The organism is Neobacillus rhizophilus (assembly GCF_018343535.1).
GTDB lineage: Bacteria > Bacillota > Bacilli > Bacillales > Cytobacillaceae > Neobacillus > Neobacillus rhizophilus.
Genome location: NZ_JAGYPF010000001.1, coordinates 782,508 through 800,083, shown reverse-complemented (window position 1 = coordinate 800,083; position 17,576 = coordinate 782,508). Strand labels below are relative to the sequence as shown.

The window sequence follows — 17,576 nt, the reverse complement described above, 5'->3', positions numbered from 1 at the left end:
GGGGAGGTAAAACCGTTGAATAAGAGAATTCCCCATGGCGGGAAATTAGTCAATCGAATCAATTTAAATTGTGTAGTGGACTATACTCTCAATTATGTTGAACTCGATAAATTGGAATTAAGCGATTTGGAGTTAATCGCTAACGGTGCTTACAGTCCAATTGAAGGTTTCATGGGAAAAGCCGACTATGAGTCGGTTGTACACAAAATGAGGCTTGTTTCGGGACTGCCGTGGTCACTGCCGATTACTCTGGCAGTCCACCAGACCAAAGCGGCCGAATTAACAATCGGTGAGACCATTAACCTCATTCATAATGACAAGGTTTATGGTGTCATGAAGGTAACCGAAAAGTTTTCACCAGATAAACGGATAGAGGCTGAAAAGGTATTCAAGACAACGGAACTAGCCCATCCCGGTGTAAAAAAACTTTTTGAACGTCCCGCTGTTTATCTGGCCGGACCTATCACACTTATAAAAAGACCTGAAAAAGGCCAGTTTGAGGATTTTTATTTAGACCCTATACAAACAAGGGAAATGTTCCAGCAATTAGGCTGGAAAACAGTTGTTGGGTTCCAAACACGTAATCCGGTACACAGGGCTCATGAATACATTCAAAAGTCGGCACTGGAAACGGTTGACGGGCTGTTCCTTAATCCTCTTGTCGGCGAGACAAAAGCAGATGATATTCCGGGCGAAATCAGAATGAAAAGCTATCAAGCCTTACTTGAAAATTATTATCCAAAGAACCGGGTGTTCCTGTCCGTTTTCCCGGCAGCGATGCGATACGCCGGACCGCGGGAAGCGATTTTTCATGCCCTTGTCCGGAAAAACTTCGGCTGCAGCCATTTTATTGTCGGAAGAGACCATGCTGGGGTAGGAAACTACTATGGCACTTATGATGCCCAAAAAATATTTTCTAATTTTTCCGAAGAGGAGCTTGGAATCAAGCCGCTGTTTTTTGAACATAGCTTTTATTGTAAAAAATGCGAGAACATGGCTTCTGAAAAAACCTGCCCGCATGACAGGCAATATCATGTCATCTTATCCGGAACTAAAGTCAGGGGGATGCTCAAAAATGGCGAGCAGCCTCCAAAGGAATTCAGCCGTCCAGAAGTCGTTGAAATCCTTATCGAGGGGATGAGGGAAGTCTACAAACTAGAAGGTGTAGGAAATGGGGAAAAGTAATCATCTTACCTGGCACCAATCAACGATCACAAAAATAGACCGGCATCAGAAGAATGGACATAAAAGCTGTGTGCTTTGGTTTACAGGCTTATCAGGTTCAGGAAAATCTACGCTGGCAAATGCCGTAGACCAGGCACTTTTTAAAGAAGGCTTTAGAAGTTATGTATTGGATGGGGATAATATTCGTCATGGTTTAAACAAAGATTTAAGTTTTGGTGTTAGTGACAGGAAAGAGAATATCCGCCGAATTGGGGAAGTGGCAAAACTATTCGTGGACAGTGGTCAAATCGTTTCTTCAGCCTTTATTTCCCCTTTTCTTGAGGACCGGGCGCAGGTTCGTAATATGTTTGAAAACGGGGAGTTCATTGAAATTTACTTGAATTGCCCGATTCAAATCTGTGAAGACCGGGACCCGAAAGGTTTGTACAGAAAGGCAAGAATTGGAGAAATCCCCGAATTTACCGGTATCTCCTCACCATACGAAATTCCCGACAATCCAGAAATCATTATTGAAACAGGTCGAATGTCGATTGAAGAATCAGTAAAAGAAATTTTAGAGTATTTAAAGGAAAGGAAGATCCTTTAACAGGTCTTCCTTTACCTTATTTGGGGGGCTACCGTGAAAAAAGGAACAAATAATATTTCAGGACAAAATCCCCAATCAATTTCAACTCAAAATTATTCTAATACAACGAAATTAGTACTAGGATCTCTCCTTGCTGGAATCGCAGCCATCCTGCAGGCCGCCGGATTTTTTACAGGAATTGGCTATGCATTCAGTATGTTAACTACACTGCCCATTGTTCTTGCTTCCATGTTGTCTTTAAGGATTGGGTTCATGTCTTATGTTATTACCGTTTTTCTATTGGCTATTATCCAGCCCAGCGAGTTGTTAGTATTTCCTTTTACAACAGGGCTATTAGGAATTTCCATGGGGGGCGCATTCAAGTTGTGGAAAAGTTGGATTTCTATCACTTTTGCCGGCGGAATTGGTCTCTCGATTGGAATCATGTTTTTGCTTTACGTTCTTCGGTTTCCGGTTTTAGGGCCAACGATCTCATCTATATTTAATTTTAAAACTTCCATAATAATTTTCCTGTTCTCTTTGTTCTACAGTTTAATCTGGATGGGTCTAAGTAAGCGGGTTTTTGTAATTTTATCGAGGTATTTATAGATTTAATGGACTATTTGAAAAAGAGGCTGCCTAAACAAGACAGCCTCTTTACTCTTTAACGTCTTCGCCAATTGGCAGAAAGGAAAAGTAATCGATTAAATCTTAATTCATAAATAAAATCAATAATATTGGTTGAAAAGAATTGACAAACAATGGCGTACACGACAATTTTATAATCAATGACCAACGCGGTTAATAAAAATATCATCATATTGATGCCCATCATCACTTTTCCTGGACTCCAATTTTTATAGGCGGCTATCATTAGCGCAGGAATGACCATCCCGCCGCTTGATGCCCCTGCACGAATCAAAAGACCAACGCCGATGCCAAAAAAGATGCTGCCGCAAACCATATCAAACAACATATGAACGTGATGATGTGGTATTTGGGTCGTAATCACGCTAACAACTGTTGAGGTAGTAGCGACTGATAGAATGGTTCGAAATGTCCATGTATAGCCAAAATATTTTAGCGCAAAAAGTAAGAAGACAATATTGGCCAGCCATAGGGAGAAGCCAAGCGATAAACCAAACCAATAATTCATTAAGATGGCCAGTCCTGCCGCACCGCCAGAAGGGATGGAATGGGGAAATAAAAACAGGGACATTGACAGACCTTGCAAGGTTGCCCCAAAAAGCAAACATAGGTAAATTAACAAAGTTTTTTTCATTATTTAAAAGAAATAATCTCTAAAAATTTTCGTCATAACATTCACTGTTATTCCTCCCTGGACTTGCCTTTCTTGTCCATTTTATGAGTTGAGAAAAAAGAATATGTGGGAATATTTTGTGAAAAAACAAAGTTTTCCCAATCTACCGATGTTTTAAATTGCAATATTAGGATTGAAAATCAAAATTATTAAGATTAATATTATAGTAAGATTAATGACTATTATCATATGAAATAGTGAAAATGAACTAGTGCACCTAGACCTTTGACATGCCAAATCGGAAGTAGGATCATTTGACTATTTCTAATTTGGCTTTTTTATAAATAATGAAAGGAACTTTTGATCGTGATGCAAAGTTCTATAACTGATATTAAAAAGGAAAAGCGGATCTTGTTAGAAAAGCATTTAAATGGCAGCCTGAATAGCTATCAGTCTCTGTTCGCATGCGATTCTGATGCCATTTATGCAATGGATTTAGATGGTTATTTCATTCCATTAAACCCTGCTTGTGCGCTCATTTTTGGATATAATTCGGACGAATTTTCAAAATTAACGTATATGAAAGTCATGAAATTGGAGCATCTGGATCGAGCCATTTCATTTTTTTACAAGGCAATTGACGGCAAATTGCAGAATTTCGATTGTCAAATCGTTCATAAAAGCGGGAAATTAATTGATTTAAATATGACAAATTATCCGATTGTCATCGATGGTGAAATTGTAGGCGTTTATGCAGTAGCAAAGGATATTACGGAAATCAAACAAAAGCGAAAAAAGCTTATGGAAGATATTCAGCAGCGGGAGAATACCTATCGGGATATTGTAGAGCATTCACCTGATGCAGTCGCGATTGTTAAAGATGAGCTAATCCTTTTTGCCAACGATACTGCCGTGGATTTAATTGGTGCGAAGGATAAAAATGAAGTGATTGGAAAAAGCATTTACGATTTTTTGGACAGCCCTTACTCAGACATTGTGAAACAACGGGCCAAGAAGGTTGAAAACGGCATGGCTGTTGATTTTATCGTGGAAAAGCTGGTCCGTATGGATGGCACGATTATTGAAGTCGAAGTAAAAGCTATTCCAGCCATTTATCAAAACGAACCTGCACGTCATATTATCATTCGGGACATAATGGAGAAGAAAAGAACGCAAAAATTGCTTCTCCAGTCTGAAAAGTTAACGGTGGCTGGGCAGCTTGCCGCTGGAATCGCCCATGAAATAAGAAATCCATTAACCGCTATAAAAGGCTTTATTAAGCTAATGGATACAGGACGTGAATTTAATTCTAGTTATTTGGATATTATCAATTCTGAAGTGAACCGCATCGAACTGATTCTGGGTGAATTGTTGCTGTTAGCGAAACCGCAGTCTATGAAATTTGAAAAACGTGATTTGCCGACCATTTTAGAGCACGTTAAAACGCTTGCTGATACACAGGCGATTATGAGAAATATAGGTATTCATATTCTTTACCTGACAGAAATCCCTGAAGTTTATTGCGATGAAAACCAGCTTAAGCAAATGTTTATTAATTTCCTCAAAAATTCTGTTGAGGCCATGCCTAAGGGTGGAGAAATCATTATAGAGGTTCAATGTACAGATTCTAATCAAATAAAAATTCGGTTTATTGACCAAGGGTGCGGTATCCCGAAAGAGCATCTCGAACGAATAGGCCAGCCATTTTTTACAACCAAGGATAATGGAAATGGATTAGGTTTGATGATTAGCATGCAAATTATTGAAAATCACAATGGCACGATGCATATCTCTAGTAATGAAAATGGAACTACGATGGAGATATTACTGCCAATTTAGTGAATGTTAGCGGACGGAGGGAAGACCGTCCGTTTTTGTATTGACGAGAATTTCATTTTATGATATTTAAATATTTGTTAGCACTCATTTCAATAGAGTGCTAATCATTTGATTTATTGACCTCCTGCAATTATGATGAGAAGGGTAAAAATGGAAGGAGAATTGGGTATGGAAACAAAACAATTTAAAGCGGAATCGAAACGTTTGTTGGACATGATGATTAATTCGATTTATACGCATCGCGAAATTTTTCTGCGTGAGTTAATCTCCAATGCGAGTGATGCGATCGATAAAATCTATTACAAAGCATTAACGGATGATTCCTTGTCATTCGATAAAGACAATTACTACATAAAGATAATCGCTGACAAGGAAAATAGAACTTTACGATTAATCGATACTGGGATTGGGATGACTAAGGAAGAATTGGAAAATAACCTTGGTACGATTGCTAAGAGTGGATCTTTAGCGTTCAAAAGCGAGAATGAATTGAAGGATGGCTATGATATCATTGGCCAATTTGGCGTTGGTTTTTATTCAGCGTTTATGGTTGCCGACGTCGTAACAGTCATTAGTAAGGCTTTAGGTAGTAACGAAGCCTACAAGTGGGAGTCACAGGGTGCCGAGGGATACACCATCGTTCCATGTGAAAAAGAAACAGTCGGTACTGACATTATTTTAAAAATCAAAGATAATTCCGAAGAAGAAAATTATGATGAGTATTTAGAGGAATACCGTTTAAAAGCAATTATCAAGAAATACTCTGACTTTATCCGCTACCCTATTAAAATGGATGTGTCGAAAAGCCGTCTTAAAGAGGGCAGCGAAACGGAGTACGAAGATTATCAAGTTGAAGAAGCCATCAACAGCATGGTGCCGATTTGGCGGAAAAATAAAAACGAACTGACAGCCGAGGATTATGAAAATTTTTATGCGGAAAAGCGATACGGCTTTGACAAACCGCTGAAGCATATTCATATCAGTGTGGATGGGGCGGTCCGTTATAACGCGATTCTTTATATTCCAGAAAACATGCCGTTTGACTATTATTCTGCAGAATATGAAAAGGGTCTAGAGCTTTATTCGAGCGGTGTTTTAATTATGAACAAGTGCGCCGACCTCCTGCCTGACTATTTCAGCTTTGTTAAGGGAATGGTCGACTCAGAAGATTTATCTTTGAATATTTCACGTGAGTTGCTCCAGCACGACCGTCAATTAAAGCTAATAGCGAAAAATATTAACAAGAAAATCAAGAGTGAGCTAGTAAGCTTATTGAAAAATGAACGGGAAAAATATGAGCAGTTTTATCAGGCATTTGGCCGCCAGTTAAAGTATGGTGTCTATAGCGAATTTGGCGCTCATAAGGAAGAATTGCAGGATTTATTGATGTTCCATTCCTCCAAAGAGAAGAAGCTCGTAACGTTAGATGAATATGTTTCTAGAATGCCGGAGGACCAAAAATATATTTTCTACGCCACTGGCGGAACCAATGAGCGAATCGAAAAGCTGCCGCAAACGGAGTTGGTTGCAGACAAAGGCTATGAAATTCTGTATTTCACAGATGAAATTGACGAATTCGCCATTAGAATGCTAATGAGTTACAAAGATAAAGAGTTTAAGTCCGTTTCTAGTGGTGATTTAGGCTTTGAAGCAGATGAAAAGTCTCAGGATTCGGCAGGAGAAGAGCAGGATAACAAGGAACTGTTTGAGTATATGAAGGAGACCCTGGCTGGCAAAGTGAAGGATGTCCGTATTTCTAAACGCCTGAAGTCGCATCCAGTTTGCTTATCAACAGATGGAGAAGTCTCTATCGAGATGGAAAAAATCCTAAATGCAATGCCGAATAACCAGGGAATTAAAGCTGAGAAGGTACTAGAAATCAATGCAAATCACGAGGTTTTTGCAGCCTTAAAAGAATCATTTACCGGAGACAAAGACAAGCTGACATTGTATACACACCTATTGTATAATCAGGCACTACTAATTGAAGGCCTGCCAATTGAAGATCCGGTTGAATTTACGAATAATATTTGCAAAATAATGGTGTAATGGATGATGAAAGGATTGCCGTGATACGTGATGCGGCAATCCTTTAAATTTTTCTCCATTTTTAGAGTATTAGCCGGATCATAGACAAAACCGGTCGGAAAACAGACGAAAATGTCCTTGATAGGCCGGATCAAGGACAAAACCGGTCGGAAAACAGATGGAAATGTCCTTGATAGGCGGGATCAAGGACAAAACCGGTCGGAAAACAGACGAAAATGTCCTTGATAGGCGGGATCAAGGACAAAACCAGGAGAAAAACGGAAGAAAATGTCCTTGATAGGCCGGATCGAGGACAAAAACGGTCGGAAAACGGAAGAAAATGTCTTTGAATAGGCGGGATCAAGGACAAAACCAGTTGAAAAACGGATGGAAATGTCCTTGATAGGCCGGATCAAGGACAAAACCGGTCGGAAAACAGACGAAAATGTCCTTGATAGGTAGGATCAAGGACAAAACCAGGAGAAAAACGGAAGGAAATGTCCTTGATAGGTAGGATCAAGGACAAAACCAGGAGAAAAACGGAAGGAAATGTCCTTGATAGGCCGGATCGAGGACAAAAACGGTCGGAAAACGGAAGAAAATGTCTTTGATAGGCGGGATCAAGGACAAAACCGGTTGAAAAACGGATGGAAATGTCCTTGATAGGCCGGATCAAGGACAAAACCGGTCGGAAAACAGACGAAAATGTCCTTGATAGGCAGGATCAAGGACAAAACCAGGAGAAAAACGGAAGAAAATGTCCTTGATAGGCCGGATCGAGGACAAAAACGGTCGGAAAACGGAAGAAAATGTCTTTGATAGGCGGGATCAAGGACAAAACCGGTTGAAAAACAGATGGAAATGTCCTTGATCACCTTTTAAAACCCAATATTTCCGCAATAAACCATAAAGTATCTATAGGAAGCTCAATATATACACGTTAATGAATATTTCCATCCACATATTTTCCGTAATCCGGAATCGCTAAGCTGTCAAAATTATTTACCAGCCTTTGCAGTCCGCTGGTTAATGCCTCGCCTGCGAGCGGAGTACCATGCCCTGTTATCGCTGTCGAAGGACTTAATTCAGCTAGCTTTTTAACTGAGTCCCAAGCGGCCCTCCAATCAGTTGTGAAGTATCTAGGCGGACCGTTTACCTCTTCCTCCTGGGTAATGACCTTATATAATGAATCCTGTTTCACATTTATGAAAGCATCTCCCGCAATCAACGCACGGTCCTCATCTCTAAAAAAGGAAACATGTCCAGGTGTGTGACCTGGAGTGTGGATCCAGCGGAATCCAGGCATATGAGGGACGCTGCCGTCTGCAGGAAGTTTTTCAACATGGTTACCCAGGTTAATTGGCTCATTCGGAAATAACGGTGACATCTTCGCCACCATCCCGCCTTCCACACTGGGGTCGGGCTCAGGATAGCTCCTTTGCCCGGTTAAATAAGGCAATTCAATTTCATGGGCATATACCGGTACCTGCCAATGATTCACCAGTTCGATTATTGCTCCAACATGGTCAAAATGACCATGCGTTAAAATAATCGCTTTCGGGCGGCAACCCTCGCCAAACCGTTCCTCTGCTGCCCCGATAATTTCATCTGCTGACCCCGTCATACCGGCATCCACTAAAACAAACTCGCCATTATCAGGGTTACCTACAAAACAAATATTGACGATTTGGATGGTATAAGAAAATAAATCCGGCAAAACCTGAATCCCGATTCCACTACCAATAGAAGTGGCTGGAATCAATTTATAGTCACTTCCATATGACATTTCTTTATCCATTAAACGATCCCCTTATCAATTTCCTAATTTTAGGGATAGTTTTCCTTTGTTTAAAGCAATTATTCAATCAGCTTAGTTAGGCTCCACATGGACATTAACATCAAACACATCGTGTTCCTTGATTAAGGCATTTTCCACCTTTGTGGCAACATCATGTGCTTCCCGAATATTTAGATTGGAATTCACGAGGATTACCACATCCACGACAGCGCTATTGCCATAATTCCGTGCTTTGATGTCCTTTATTCCTTTAACGCCCGAAATCTCTTCAATTGTATTTTTAAAAAAAGACATCTCCTTCACATCAAAACCATCGGTTAAGCTGTGGGATGCATCGCGAAAAATATCCCATGCCGTATTACAGATAAGAAGTCCTACGATTACTGCAGTAATTGGATCTAGCCATGGCAGATTGAATTGAGCGCCAATAATTCCTGCAGCAGTTCCGATGCTCACCCAGGCATCAGAGAGATTGTCTTTCGCGGCAGCCATTACCGCCTGGCTGTTAATTTTTGCAGCAAGCTTATGGTTATAGCGATAGACAGCATACATGACTGCGCCACAAAAAATTCCGGTTACGGCAGAAAGGGGGTCTGGCGACTCGCTCTTTCCATTGATGATGGTGGTAACCGCATCATATAGCACCTCAATACCCACGGCCATCATGATAAAAGAAGAAACCATGGAGGCAACAGTTTCCGCTTTCCAATGACCATAAGGATGGTCCTTATCTGCGGGCTTTTGTGAAAGTTTTAGGCCGATTAACACAACAATAGATGCGATTACATCCGTACTGTTGTTTAATCCATCGGCTTTTAGTGCCTCCGAGTTGGATGCATAGCCAACGGCCAGTTTTAAAATGGATAGAAAAATGTATGCAAAAATACTGATATATGCGGCTTGTTCCCCTTTTTTTAGTGCTAAATACTTTTCATTTTCCATATGTATTGCCCCTTAGCTTTTCGTTCCCTTCATTATCTTAGCAATCTATTATTATGTGGGTCTAGAGAAACCTTTTTAGTCCGGACTTAAAATTCTTATATCAGGAAAAAAAGTTTAGTACGGGCAAAACAGACATCTGCTTTAATGAAAAAATAGTTATAATATTTTCATCATTTATATTGACAAATCCCTATGTGTCTAGTAGGATTAATTTCATCAACTATATATGCGAATTCCTATTGGTCTAGTGGGATTAATATTGAGAAATTGAAACAGTAAAATGCCTTTCCTGGAATAGGAGGAATTTTTTAGGAAAAGGGGGCGAATCGGCTGAAAACACCAGATGAATGGCAAGAAATTGCGGCACACCTTAGGCCGATGCTCGAATCAATCAAATTCGGATCGATTACACTTGTTATCCAGGACGGTAAGGTCGTGCAAATTGAAAAAAACGAAAAGGTTCGTCTTCAATCGAATAAAACACGCTGACTAGACAAACTAGAGGCGGTCTTCACCATTAATGGTTGAAGGCTGCCTTTTTTTAAAGGAATAAGGAGGCTTGCATGATGACAAACGCAGTGACATATGAAAATTGGTATTCCATTTCTGACTCTTTTTCGATTCAAGATGAAACGAAAGGCGCTAAAGCAGTATTGGAATGGGCTTATCAGAATTATTCTGACAATAAAATTGTTTATGCTTCGAGCTTTGGGGCGGAAGCGATTGTGTTGATTGACTTGATTGCTCAGGTGAAACCTGATGCGCACATCGTTTTCTTGGATACAGATCTTCACTTTCTAGAAACCTACGATGTTATCAAAAGGATCGAAGAACGTTTTCCATCATTGAAAATCGAGAAGAAGAAACCTGCATTAACTCTTGATGAACAGGCTGCTCAATATGGGACAGCATTATGGAAACGCGACCCTAACCAATGCTGCCAAATCCGAAAAGTCATTCCTCTTAGGGAAACTCTTACAGCAAGAGAAGCTTGGATCTCAGGTCTTCGCAGAGAACAATCACCGACAAGGAAAGATACTGAGTTTGTTAACAAAGATGAAAAATTTAAAAATATTAAAATATGCCCGCTGATTCATTGGACATGGGATGAGGTATGGTCCTATATTCGGGAAAAAGACCTTCCATATAACGAGTTGCATGACCACAACTACCCAAGTATTGGCTGCTTCCCTTGTACGCAAGCAGTTGCCGGTGACGGTGATTCCCGTGCCGGACGCTGGTCCGGCAGTAGTAAAACCGAGTGTGGATTACACTCATCGTAAGGGGGCGGTCAAAACGATCACAATCATTGCTATAATGATAGGTTTGTTTTTTGCAGTCAATATCGGGGCCAGCGGGGCAGCTGCTTCGATGGGGATATCCTATGGTGCCGGCGTTGTCAAAAAACAACTGGCTTTATTCCTTTGTGGAATTGCGGTGTTCCTTGGTGCATGGCTTGGCGGCGGCGAGGTCGTAAAGACCATTGGCGGCGGTATCGTTCCAAGCAGTACCTTTACAAATGCCATTGCTTTAATCGTGTTAGCTTCAGCAGCTATGTCGCTGTTTTTAGCGAACATTTTTGGAATACCACTCTCAACAAGTGAAGTAGCAGTGGGCGCCGTCGTGGGGGCGGGGATTGTCTATCAATCCGTTTTTGTCGGCAAGCTCCTATGGATTATGGTGTTTTGGCTGTTAACTCCAATTGCAGCTTTCGTGCTGGCGATCCTTGCTGCTAATTTTTTAAAAATCAAACCTATTAAAAAAATTGTCGAGAAACCAAAAGCAGGACCTCTTCTTGCAGTACTTGTCGTCTTAATGGGATTGTTCGAAGCCTTTTCGGCAGGAATGAACAATGTGGCCAATGCCGTTGGCCCCCTTGTTGCCGCATCATTAATGTCTAAAGAGACAGCTGTCCTTTGGGGAGGTTTGGCCGTAGCACTTGGTGCATTCCTGCTCGGCCACCGAGTAATTGAAACCAATGGGAAGAAAATAACAAAGCTTCGCTTGGAAGAGGGATGTATCATATCCGGTACTGGAGCCAGCATCGTAACGGCTGCATCGCTCTTTGGAATTCCAGTTCCGCTTACGCAAATTACGACATCTTCTATTATTGGAATTGGTTTTGCAAAATACGGAAAATCAGTCTTGAAAAAGGGTATTGTCGTTCAGCTTCTGACGGTCTGGATTGTTTCACCGGTTATTTCAATGGTGCTCTCATACACCATTATTCAATTAGTGATAGTTCGGAACTTTTATCCGATTATTGTCATGGCAGGCGTCCTTATCTCTGTTTTTGGAGTGCTGTTTTTAATGAAACGAACTTCATCCGCATCGATTGGTGCGCCTACCGATATTGCAAATAAATAAAAACAAATAGAAGGGTTGATAACAAAAATGTCATTTTTACCAAAACCTCACGGAGGCAAACTTATTCAAGCTTTTGATCCAAACTATGATTTATCCAATGCAGCAAAAGAATTAGAAATTGATGCGATTGCTTTAAGCGATCTTGAACTTATTGGAGTGGGAGTTTTCAGCCCGTTAAACGGTTTTCTTGGTAAAGAGGATTATGAATCTGTTGTCAGCAATATGCGTTTAGCCGACAATACGATTTGGTCCATTCCAGTAACTCTTCCTGTATCCTATGAAATCGCGGAATCCTTAGTAGTCGGTGAAGAAATTAAATTAAAACACAACGATGAAGTTTACGGTGTAATTAAGGTTTCTGAATTGTATGAGCCGGATTTAAACAAAGAAGCAAGAGAAGTTTATAAAACGGAAGAACTTGCTCATCCAGGCGTTAAGCGGCTATTTGAAAGAGGACCTGTCTATGTGGCAGGGGAAGTTGTGCTTGTTAAGAAACCTGAAAAAGGCGTGTTCGGTGATGTCTGGTTCGAACCAAATCAGACTCGCGCCTTTTTTGAAGAGAAAGGCTGGAAAACAGTTGTTGGTTTCCAAACAAGAAATCCGATTCATCGTGCGCATGAGTACATTCAAAAGGCTGCCCTTGAAACGGTTGATGGCTTGTTCGTGAACCCGCTAGTCGGTGAAACAAAATCTGATGACGTTCCAGCTGATGTACGTCTGAAAAGCTATCGTGTTTTATTGGAAAACTATTATCCAAAAGAACGGGTCCAGCTAGGCGTCCACCCAGCTGCAATGCGCTATGCAGGTCCAAGAGAAGCTATTTTCCACGCTCTTGCCCGCAAAAATTATGGCTGCACACACTTTATTGTCGGCCGTGACCATGCTGGGGTAGGAAACTATTACGGAACCTATGATGCCCAGTATATTTTCAGCAATTTTACTGAAGAGGAACTTGGTATTAAACCATTATTCTTTGAACACAGCTTCTTTTGCACAAAATGCGATGGTATGGCATCTGACAAAACTTGCCCGCATGGCAAGGAAGATCGTGTAATCCTGTCGGGAACAAAAGTTAGAGAGATGCTCCGCTCAGGAGTTCTTCCGCCAGCAACCTTCAGCCGTAAAGAAGTGGTTGAAGTCCTGATTGAAGGAATGAGAGAAAAAGCGACAGTATAAGGAGTAGGAGAATGAGCAAATCATCGAATATTACATGGCATAACGCTACCATTACAAAAGAAGACAGACGTGCGCAAAACGGTCATGGAAGCTGTACACTATGGTTTACAGGGCTATCTGGTTCTGGGAAATCAACAATTGCGAATGCAGTTTCAAACGAATTGTTTCGGCAGGGAATTAACGAATACGTTCTTGATGGAGACAATATCCGTCACGGCTTAAATAAGGATCTTGGTTTTTCTGAAGAAGATAGAACAGAAAATATCCGCCGCATCGGGGAAGTGGCAAAGCTGTTTGTTGACAGCGGTCAGATTGTCACTACTGCGTTTATTTCACCATTCCGTTCCGACCGGGACAATGTCCGTGCGTTATTTGCAGAAGGGGAATTTATCGAGGTTTTCATTGATTGTCCTCTTGAAGAATGCGAACGCCGTGACCCAAAACAGCTTTATGTTAAGGCTCGCAAAGGTGAAATTAAGGATTTTACGGGGATTGATTCACCATACGAGTCACCGGAAAATCCGGAAATCCTCATCCGCTCTGATTTGGTGACAGTTGAAGAATCAGTGGAACAAGTGTTAGGATATTTACGGGAAAAGAATATTATTTAATAAAATAGCTTTTTTAAAAAGAAGCGGGTACTATGAAATCACATAGTACCCGTTTGAGTTAAAAAGCAAAATGTGAAAGGAGCAGCCAGCATGAAAGCAATTCTCTACATTGGACACGGTACTCGCTCAAGGAAAGGGGCGGATGAGGCAAGGACGTTTATCCAGCGGATAATGGCCCGAATCGATGTGCAAATTCAGGAAATGGGTTTTCTGGAGCTGGCTGAGCCACTGATTGAAGATGGTTTCAGGCATTGTGTAGAAAGGGGTGCCACCGAAATAACGGTTGTTCCTCTTTTTCTGCTTGCCGCGGGGCATATAAAAGAGGATATACCAAATGCATTGGCAGGGCTTCATGAAAAATATCCTCATGTTAAGGTAAATGTGAAGGATCCTTTTGGGGTACAGGGGAACATTCTTGATGGTTTAGCAGATCTTGTTAATGAAGAGGCAGGGACGCTGACAGCTAAAGACAGCGTCTTGCTTGTCGGCAGGGGGAGCAGCGACCCGGATATATTAGCGGATTTTGCAAACATTGTTGATGGAATCCGAAATCGTCTAGGACTTAATCGTGTTTCTGTTTGCTATTTAGCTGCCGCTGAACCCAGGTTCGATGAGGGATTGGAAACTGTCTGCAACGAGGCAGTGGGCCGGGTCATTGTCGTTCCTTATTTGCTGTTTTCAGGACTTCTATTAACGGAAGTGGTCCAAAAAGTGCGGAAAAAGGAAAAAGAAGGTTACTCGATTATACATACAGGTCAATTGAGCAGGCACCATGTTATTGAAGATGTCATTATTAAGCGGGCAATTGAACACGAATAAGTTTTTTCTGGGATTCGCAGATATATTCATAAATTCGCAGATAAAATGAAATATTCGCGGATATCGTCACAGAATTCGCAGATACATGAAAATGCTTCCTAAATAAGCTTTTTATTGGATTGATTTTTCTTGTTGAGATAGAATTTTCCTTGGGTATAAGTGCCATAATAGGTTGGTATATGCCTAAAAAACCATGGGAAAGGTGAGAACAATGGTTAAAAGCTTAAAGGATACGACTACATTACATAATGGTGTTGAAATGCCTTGGTTTGGCCTTGGTGTTTTTAAAGTGCAGGAAGGTTCAGAGGTAATTGACTCTGTAAAGGCAGCTATCAAAAATGGCTACCGCAGCATTGATACTGCAGCGGTTTATCAAAATGAAGAAGGTGTCGGTCAGGGCATTAGAGAGTCCGGTGTTTCTCGTGAGGAGTTATTCATCACTTCAAAGGTATGGAACTCTGATCAAGGTTACGAGTCCACACTTCAAGCATATGAAACTAGTTTAAATAAGCTGGGACTAGATTACCTTGACTTATACCTCATTCACTGGCCAGGCAAAAACAAATTCAAAGAAACTTGGAAAGCCCTTGAAAAATTATATAAGGATGGACGCGTTCGTGCCATCGGTGTCAGCAACTTCAAGGTCCATCACTTAGAGGAACTATTAAAGGATGCCGAGATTAAGCCGATGGTGAATCAAGTGGAATATCATCCACATTTAACTCAAAAGGATTTACTTGCTTTTTGCCAAAAAGAAGGGATTCAATTAGAAGCATGGTCGCCGCTTAAACAGGGGAAATTATTGAATGATCCTAATTTAAGTGATATTGCTCGTAAATATGGAAAGTCAGTTGCCCAGGTCATCTTACGCTGGGATTTACAATCAAAAGTAGTGACTATACCAAAATCAATTAAGGAACAGCGTATCATTGAAAATGCCGATATTTTCGATTTTGAGTTATCAACAGAGGACATAGCAAGAATTGATGGCTTGAACAAAGATGAGCGGGTCGGCCCAGATCCGGATGATTTTACGAATGGATTTACCGAATAAAGAACACAAAAAAAGCGAACAGCCGCAAAACTGTTCGCTTTTTTACGTTTAAATTAATGCCCTAACTCCACATCGTCGACGTGCTTGACATGGTGCCGATTCATGAAAATAAATATAACAGAAACAAGGACAAATCCAGCACCTACAATAAAAGGTGTTGATGGTGTATAAATTTCGGCAAGCTTACCTGCCGTATATGGTGCAATTGCACCCCCTATAAAGCGAAGGAAGCTATATGCGGCAGATGCAGTCGAGCGTTCTACCGGGGCAGAGTTCATAACAGCAGTGGTAATAAGCGTATTATTATTCCCCAGTAAAGCCCCAGCAAAAATAACAGCCGCAATAATAACCCATTGCGTTGATGTCCAAATACCCATCGCTAAAAGGACTAGGGCAAATAATGTTAACATTGCCCCCATAGAATTGATGGTTCCAAACCTTTGCTGAAGCTTTGGAGCAGTAACAACTGATGTAATGGCAAGTAAAATACCCCATCCCAGAAACACATACCCCAAGCCATGTTCGTCAAGACCCATTACAAATGGAGCGTAGGCAAGGAGGGTGAAGAAACCAAAGTTATAAAGCGCCGCAGCAATACCAAATACCAATAATGAACGATATTTTAAGGCGCGGAATGGATCAAGCAAGGAAGTTTTCTTTTGTTGTGTGCTCTGCTGCTGATGTGTTCGCGGCATTAATATCAAAAGTCCAACGAAGGCTACAATCATAAGTGTGGCAACACCGAGAAACGGACCTCTCCAGGAAATGGCCCCAAGCCAGCCTCCAAGTAAAGGACCTACAGAAATCCCTAAACCAATAGCAGCTTCGTAAAGGATGATGGCTTTTGCAGTCCCGCTGTTAGAAAGAGAGACGATCGCCGCCAAGGCAGTTGCGACAAACAGTGCGTTACCAAGGCCCCATCCGCCGCGAAGGCCAACAAGTGTCCAGATCCCATTTGAATAGCCGCCAAGCGCTGAAAAGACAGCAATTATGATAATTCCGGCAATTAGTGTCCATTTAATGCCTAGTCTTGATGATATCGTGCCCGTGATTAACATGGCAACGGCCATAACAGCATTATAGCTTGTAAAAAGAAGTGTAACCTCACTGTGAGAAGCATGTAATTGGTTAGCGATTGCAGGTAAAATCGGGTCGACAAGTCCCAAACCCATGAAGGCAATAATGCAGGCAAAGAAGACAGCCCAGACGGCCTTTGGCTGCTTAAGAAGATTTGATTCTTCTATAGAAGACATGCTAGTAGTTCTTGGTACAACAGTTTGTGATGTTGATGACATCTGAATCCCCCTTGTTTTATCTTTTCTTTGTAAGTATTAAAAATAGTTGTATAATGAAACTATATATTTGTATTATACAACCATTTTTCACTACGTCAATAGTGAATTCGCCTATAAGTTATAATTTGGGGCGCTCTTATGATATCATAAGAACAAGAAATGACACCTTGAGAGGTGATAATTATGTCTGAAGAATCCCTTGAAACGATCGAACTTGAACTGGCCATTATGATTCGCCGTATCACGGCCTACTCTTCTCATAAAAAAATTGGCAATCTTGATCGTTCCGCTTATCTTCTACTACATCAAATCGCAACAAATGGACCAGCAGGAGTGAAAACATTAGCAGGACAATCCCAACTGGATATTTCCACAATAAGCAGGCAGGCATCCGCATTAGAACAAAAAGGCTTCCTATATCGAATTCCTGATCCAACAGATGGAAGGGCATATTTCTTAGAAATTACTGAATTGGGTTTAAGGAAATTAAGGGAAGAGAGACAAACGAGGAAGATAAGGGTAGGAGAAGTGACAAAGGACTGGTCTGACGAAGAACGGGCCACATTTGGTAAACTTTTAACAAGATTTAATATTGCAGCTATTCAAGAATAAAAAAGAGGATTGTCATCCTCTTTT

17 protein-coding genes are annotated in these 17,576 nt (G+C 41.0%); 13 read left to right on the top strand and 4 right to left on the bottom strand.

All coding sequences use genetic code 11. The features are described from left to right. Positions 1–15: 15 nt before the first annotated feature. Genes sat (KHA99_RS03770) through KHA99_RS03760 form a run of 3 tightly spaced genes read left to right on the top strand, consistent with a single transcriptional unit; the run spans position 16 to position 2,359 of the window. Entirely contained in the window at positions 16–1,185 is a 1,170-nt protein-coding gene (gene sat, locus KHA99_RS03770; protein WP_213116076.1) for a sulfate adenylyltransferase, read from the top strand. Next, positions 1,172–1,771, top strand: a complete 600-nt coding sequence (gene cysC, locus KHA99_RS03765) for an adenylyl-sulfate kinase (RefSeq protein ID WP_213116075.1) — start codon at positions 1,172–1,174, stop codon at positions 1,769–1,771. Before sat (KHA99_RS03770) ends, cysC (KHA99_RS03765) begins: the two co-directional genes overlap by 14 nt. A gap of 33 nt (positions 1,772–1,804) precedes the next feature. Beyond that, positions 1,805–2,359, top strand: coding sequence for a hypothetical protein (locus KHA99_RS03760; RefSeq protein ID WP_213116074.1), 555 nt, complete (start codon positions 1,805–1,807; stop codon positions 2,357–2,359). A gap of 55 nt (positions 2,360–2,414) precedes the next feature. On the opposite strand, the gene KHA99_RS03755 is transcribed toward KHA99_RS03760, so the two are convergent. After that, positions 2,415–3,032, bottom strand: a complete 618-nt coding sequence (locus KHA99_RS03755; protein WP_213116073.1) for a YitT family protein — start codon at positions 3,030–3,032, stop codon at positions 2,415–2,417. 348 nt (positions 3,033–3,380) lie between these two features. Between KHA99_RS03755 and KHA99_RS03750 the strand changes: the two genes are divergently transcribed. Both KHA99_RS03750 and htpG read left to right on the top strand, forming a co-directional pair. After that, entirely contained in the window at positions 3,381–4,850 is a 1,470-nt protein-coding gene (locus KHA99_RS03750; RefSeq protein WP_249366511.1) for a PAS domain S-box protein, read from the top strand. Positions 4,851–5,018: 168 nt separating this feature from the next. Continuing rightward, on the top strand, positions 5,019–6,899 hold the full coding sequence (gene htpG / locus KHA99_RS03745) for a molecular chaperone HtpG (RefSeq protein WP_213116071.1): 1,881 nt from the start codon (positions 5,019–5,021) through the stop codon (positions 6,897–6,899). Between the two features lie 919 nt (positions 6,900–7,818). Here the strand turns inward: htpG and KHA99_RS03740 are convergent. Both KHA99_RS03740 and KHA99_RS03735 read right to left on the bottom strand, forming a co-directional pair. Beyond that, positions 7,819–8,676, bottom strand: a complete 858-nt coding sequence (locus KHA99_RS03740) for an MBL fold metallo-hydrolase (RefSeq protein ID WP_213116070.1) — start codon at positions 8,674–8,676, stop codon at positions 7,819–7,821. 72 nt (positions 8,677–8,748) lie between these two features. Then, entirely contained in the window at positions 8,749–9,618 is an 870-nt protein-coding gene (locus tag KHA99_RS03735; protein WP_213116069.1) for a cation diffusion facilitator family transporter, read from the bottom strand. A gap of 378 nt (positions 9,619–9,996) precedes the next feature. On the opposite strand from KHA99_RS03735, the gene KHA99_RS03730 reads away from it, so the two are divergent. The 7 genes from KHA99_RS03730 to pgoN all read left to right on the top strand — a co-directional run bounded on the left by KHA99_RS03730 (position 9,997) and on the right by pgoN (position 15,645). After that, positions 9,997–10,107 carry a YezD family protein gene (locus KHA99_RS03730; RefSeq protein WP_249366415.1) on the top strand — a complete coding sequence of 37 codons (111 nt, stop codon included), beginning with the start codon at positions 9,997–9,999 and terminating at the stop codon, positions 10,105–10,107. Between the two features lie 74 nt (positions 10,108–10,181). Continuing rightward, positions 10,182–10,901, top strand: coding sequence for a phosphoadenylyl-sulfate reductase (locus KHA99_RS03725; RefSeq protein WP_372447563.1), 720 nt, complete (start codon positions 10,182–10,184; stop codon positions 10,899–10,901). 34 nt (positions 10,902–10,935) lie between these two features. Beyond that, the gene (cysP, locus tag KHA99_RS03720; RefSeq protein WP_213116895.1) at positions 10,936–11,985 is read left to right on the top strand and encodes a sulfate permease; all 1,050 of its coding nucleotides are present in this window, start codon (positions 10,936–10,938) and stop codon (positions 11,983–11,985) included. Between the two features lie 27 nt (positions 11,986–12,012). Beyond that, a complete protein-coding gene (gene sat / locus KHA99_RS03715; RefSeq protein ID WP_213116067.1) occupies positions 12,013–13,161 on the top strand; it encodes a sulfate adenylyltransferase in 1,149 nt (382 codons plus the stop codon). A gap of 11 nt (positions 13,162–13,172) precedes the next feature. Further along, the gene (gene cysC, locus KHA99_RS03710) at positions 13,173–13,772 is read left to right on the top strand and encodes an adenylyl-sulfate kinase (RefSeq protein WP_213116066.1); all 600 of its coding nucleotides are present in this window, start codon (positions 13,173–13,175) and stop codon (positions 13,770–13,772) included. A gap of 90 nt (positions 13,773–13,862) precedes the next feature. Continuing rightward, positions 13,863–14,591, top strand: a complete 729-nt coding sequence (locus KHA99_RS03705; protein ID WP_213116065.1) for a sirohydrochlorin chelatase — start codon at positions 13,863–13,865, stop codon at positions 14,589–14,591. A 211-nt stretch (positions 14,592–14,802) separates the two neighbouring features. Then, positions 14,803–15,645 (top strand): glyoxal/methylglyoxal reductase, encoded by an 843-nt coding sequence (gene pgoN, locus KHA99_RS03700; protein WP_213116064.1) that lies wholly within the window; start codon positions 14,803–14,805, stop codon positions 15,643–15,645. A 53-nt stretch (positions 15,646–15,698) separates the two neighbouring features. Here pgoN and KHA99_RS03695 read toward each other — a convergent pair whose 3' ends face one another. Further along, a complete protein-coding gene (locus KHA99_RS03695; protein WP_213116063.1) occupies positions 15,699–16,940 on the bottom strand; it encodes an MFS transporter in 1,242 nt (413 codons plus the stop codon). Between the two features lie 183 nt (positions 16,941–17,123). On the opposite strand from KHA99_RS03695, the gene KHA99_RS03690 reads away from it, so the two are divergent. Next, complete coding sequence (locus KHA99_RS03690) at positions 17,124–17,552, top strand: MarR family winged helix-turn-helix transcriptional regulator (protein ID WP_213116062.1); 429 nt, start codon at positions 17,124–17,126, stop codon at positions 17,550–17,552. Positions 17,553–17,576: the final 24 nt, after the last annotated feature.

Bases quoted from the DNA above. Each gene is read 5' to 3' on its own strand.
- cysC (WP_213116075.1), top strand. From the start codon at position 1,172: ATGGGGAAAAGTAATCATCTTACCTGGCACCAATCAACGATCACAAAA.
- KHA99_RS03755 (WP_213116073.1), bottom strand. From the start codon at position 3,032: ATGAAAAAAACTTTGTTAATTTACCTATGTTTGCTTTTTGGGGCAACC.
- KHA99_RS03750 (WP_249366511.1), top strand. From the start codon at position 3,381: ATGCAAAGTTCTATAACTGATATTAAAAAGGAAAAGCGGATCTTGTTA.
- htpG (WP_213116071.1), top strand. From the start codon at position 5,019: ATGGAAACAAAACAATTTAAAGCGGAATCGAAACGTTTGTTGGACATG.
- KHA99_RS03740 (WP_213116070.1), bottom strand. From the start codon at position 8,676: ATGGATAAAGAAATGTCATATGGAAGTGACTATAAATTGATTCCAGCC.
- KHA99_RS03735 (WP_213116069.1), bottom strand. From the start codon at position 9,618: ATGGAAAATGAAAAGTATTTAGCACTAAAAAAAGGGGAACAAGCCGCA.
- KHA99_RS03730 (WP_249366415.1), top strand. From the start codon at position 9,997: ATGCTCGAATCAATCAAATTCGGATCGATTACACTTGTTATCCAGGAC.
- KHA99_RS03725 (WP_372447563.1), top strand. From the start codon at position 10,182: ATGATGACAAACGCAGTGACATATGAAAATTGGTATTCCATTTCTGAC.
- cysP (WP_213116895.1), top strand. From the start codon at position 10,936: ATGATAGGTTTGTTTTTTGCAGTCAATATCGGGGCCAGCGGGGCAGCT.
- sat (WP_213116067.1), top strand. From the start codon at position 12,013: ATGTCATTTTTACCAAAACCTCACGGAGGCAAACTTATTCAAGCTTTT.
- cysC (WP_213116066.1), top strand. From the start codon at position 13,173: ATGAGCAAATCATCGAATATTACATGGCATAACGCTACCATTACAAAA.
- KHA99_RS03705 (WP_213116065.1), top strand. From the start codon at position 13,863: ATGAAAGCAATTCTCTACATTGGACACGGTACTCGCTCAAGGAAAGGG.
- pgoN (WP_213116064.1), top strand. From the start codon at position 14,803: ATGGTTAAAAGCTTAAAGGATACGACTACATTACATAATGGTGTTGAA.
- KHA99_RS03695 (WP_213116063.1), bottom strand. From the start codon at position 16,940: ATGTCATCAACATCACAAACTGTTGTACCAAGAACTACTAGCATGTCT.
- KHA99_RS03690 (WP_213116062.1), top strand. From the start codon at position 17,124: ATGTCTGAAGAATCCCTTGAAACGATCGAACTTGAACTGGCCATTATG.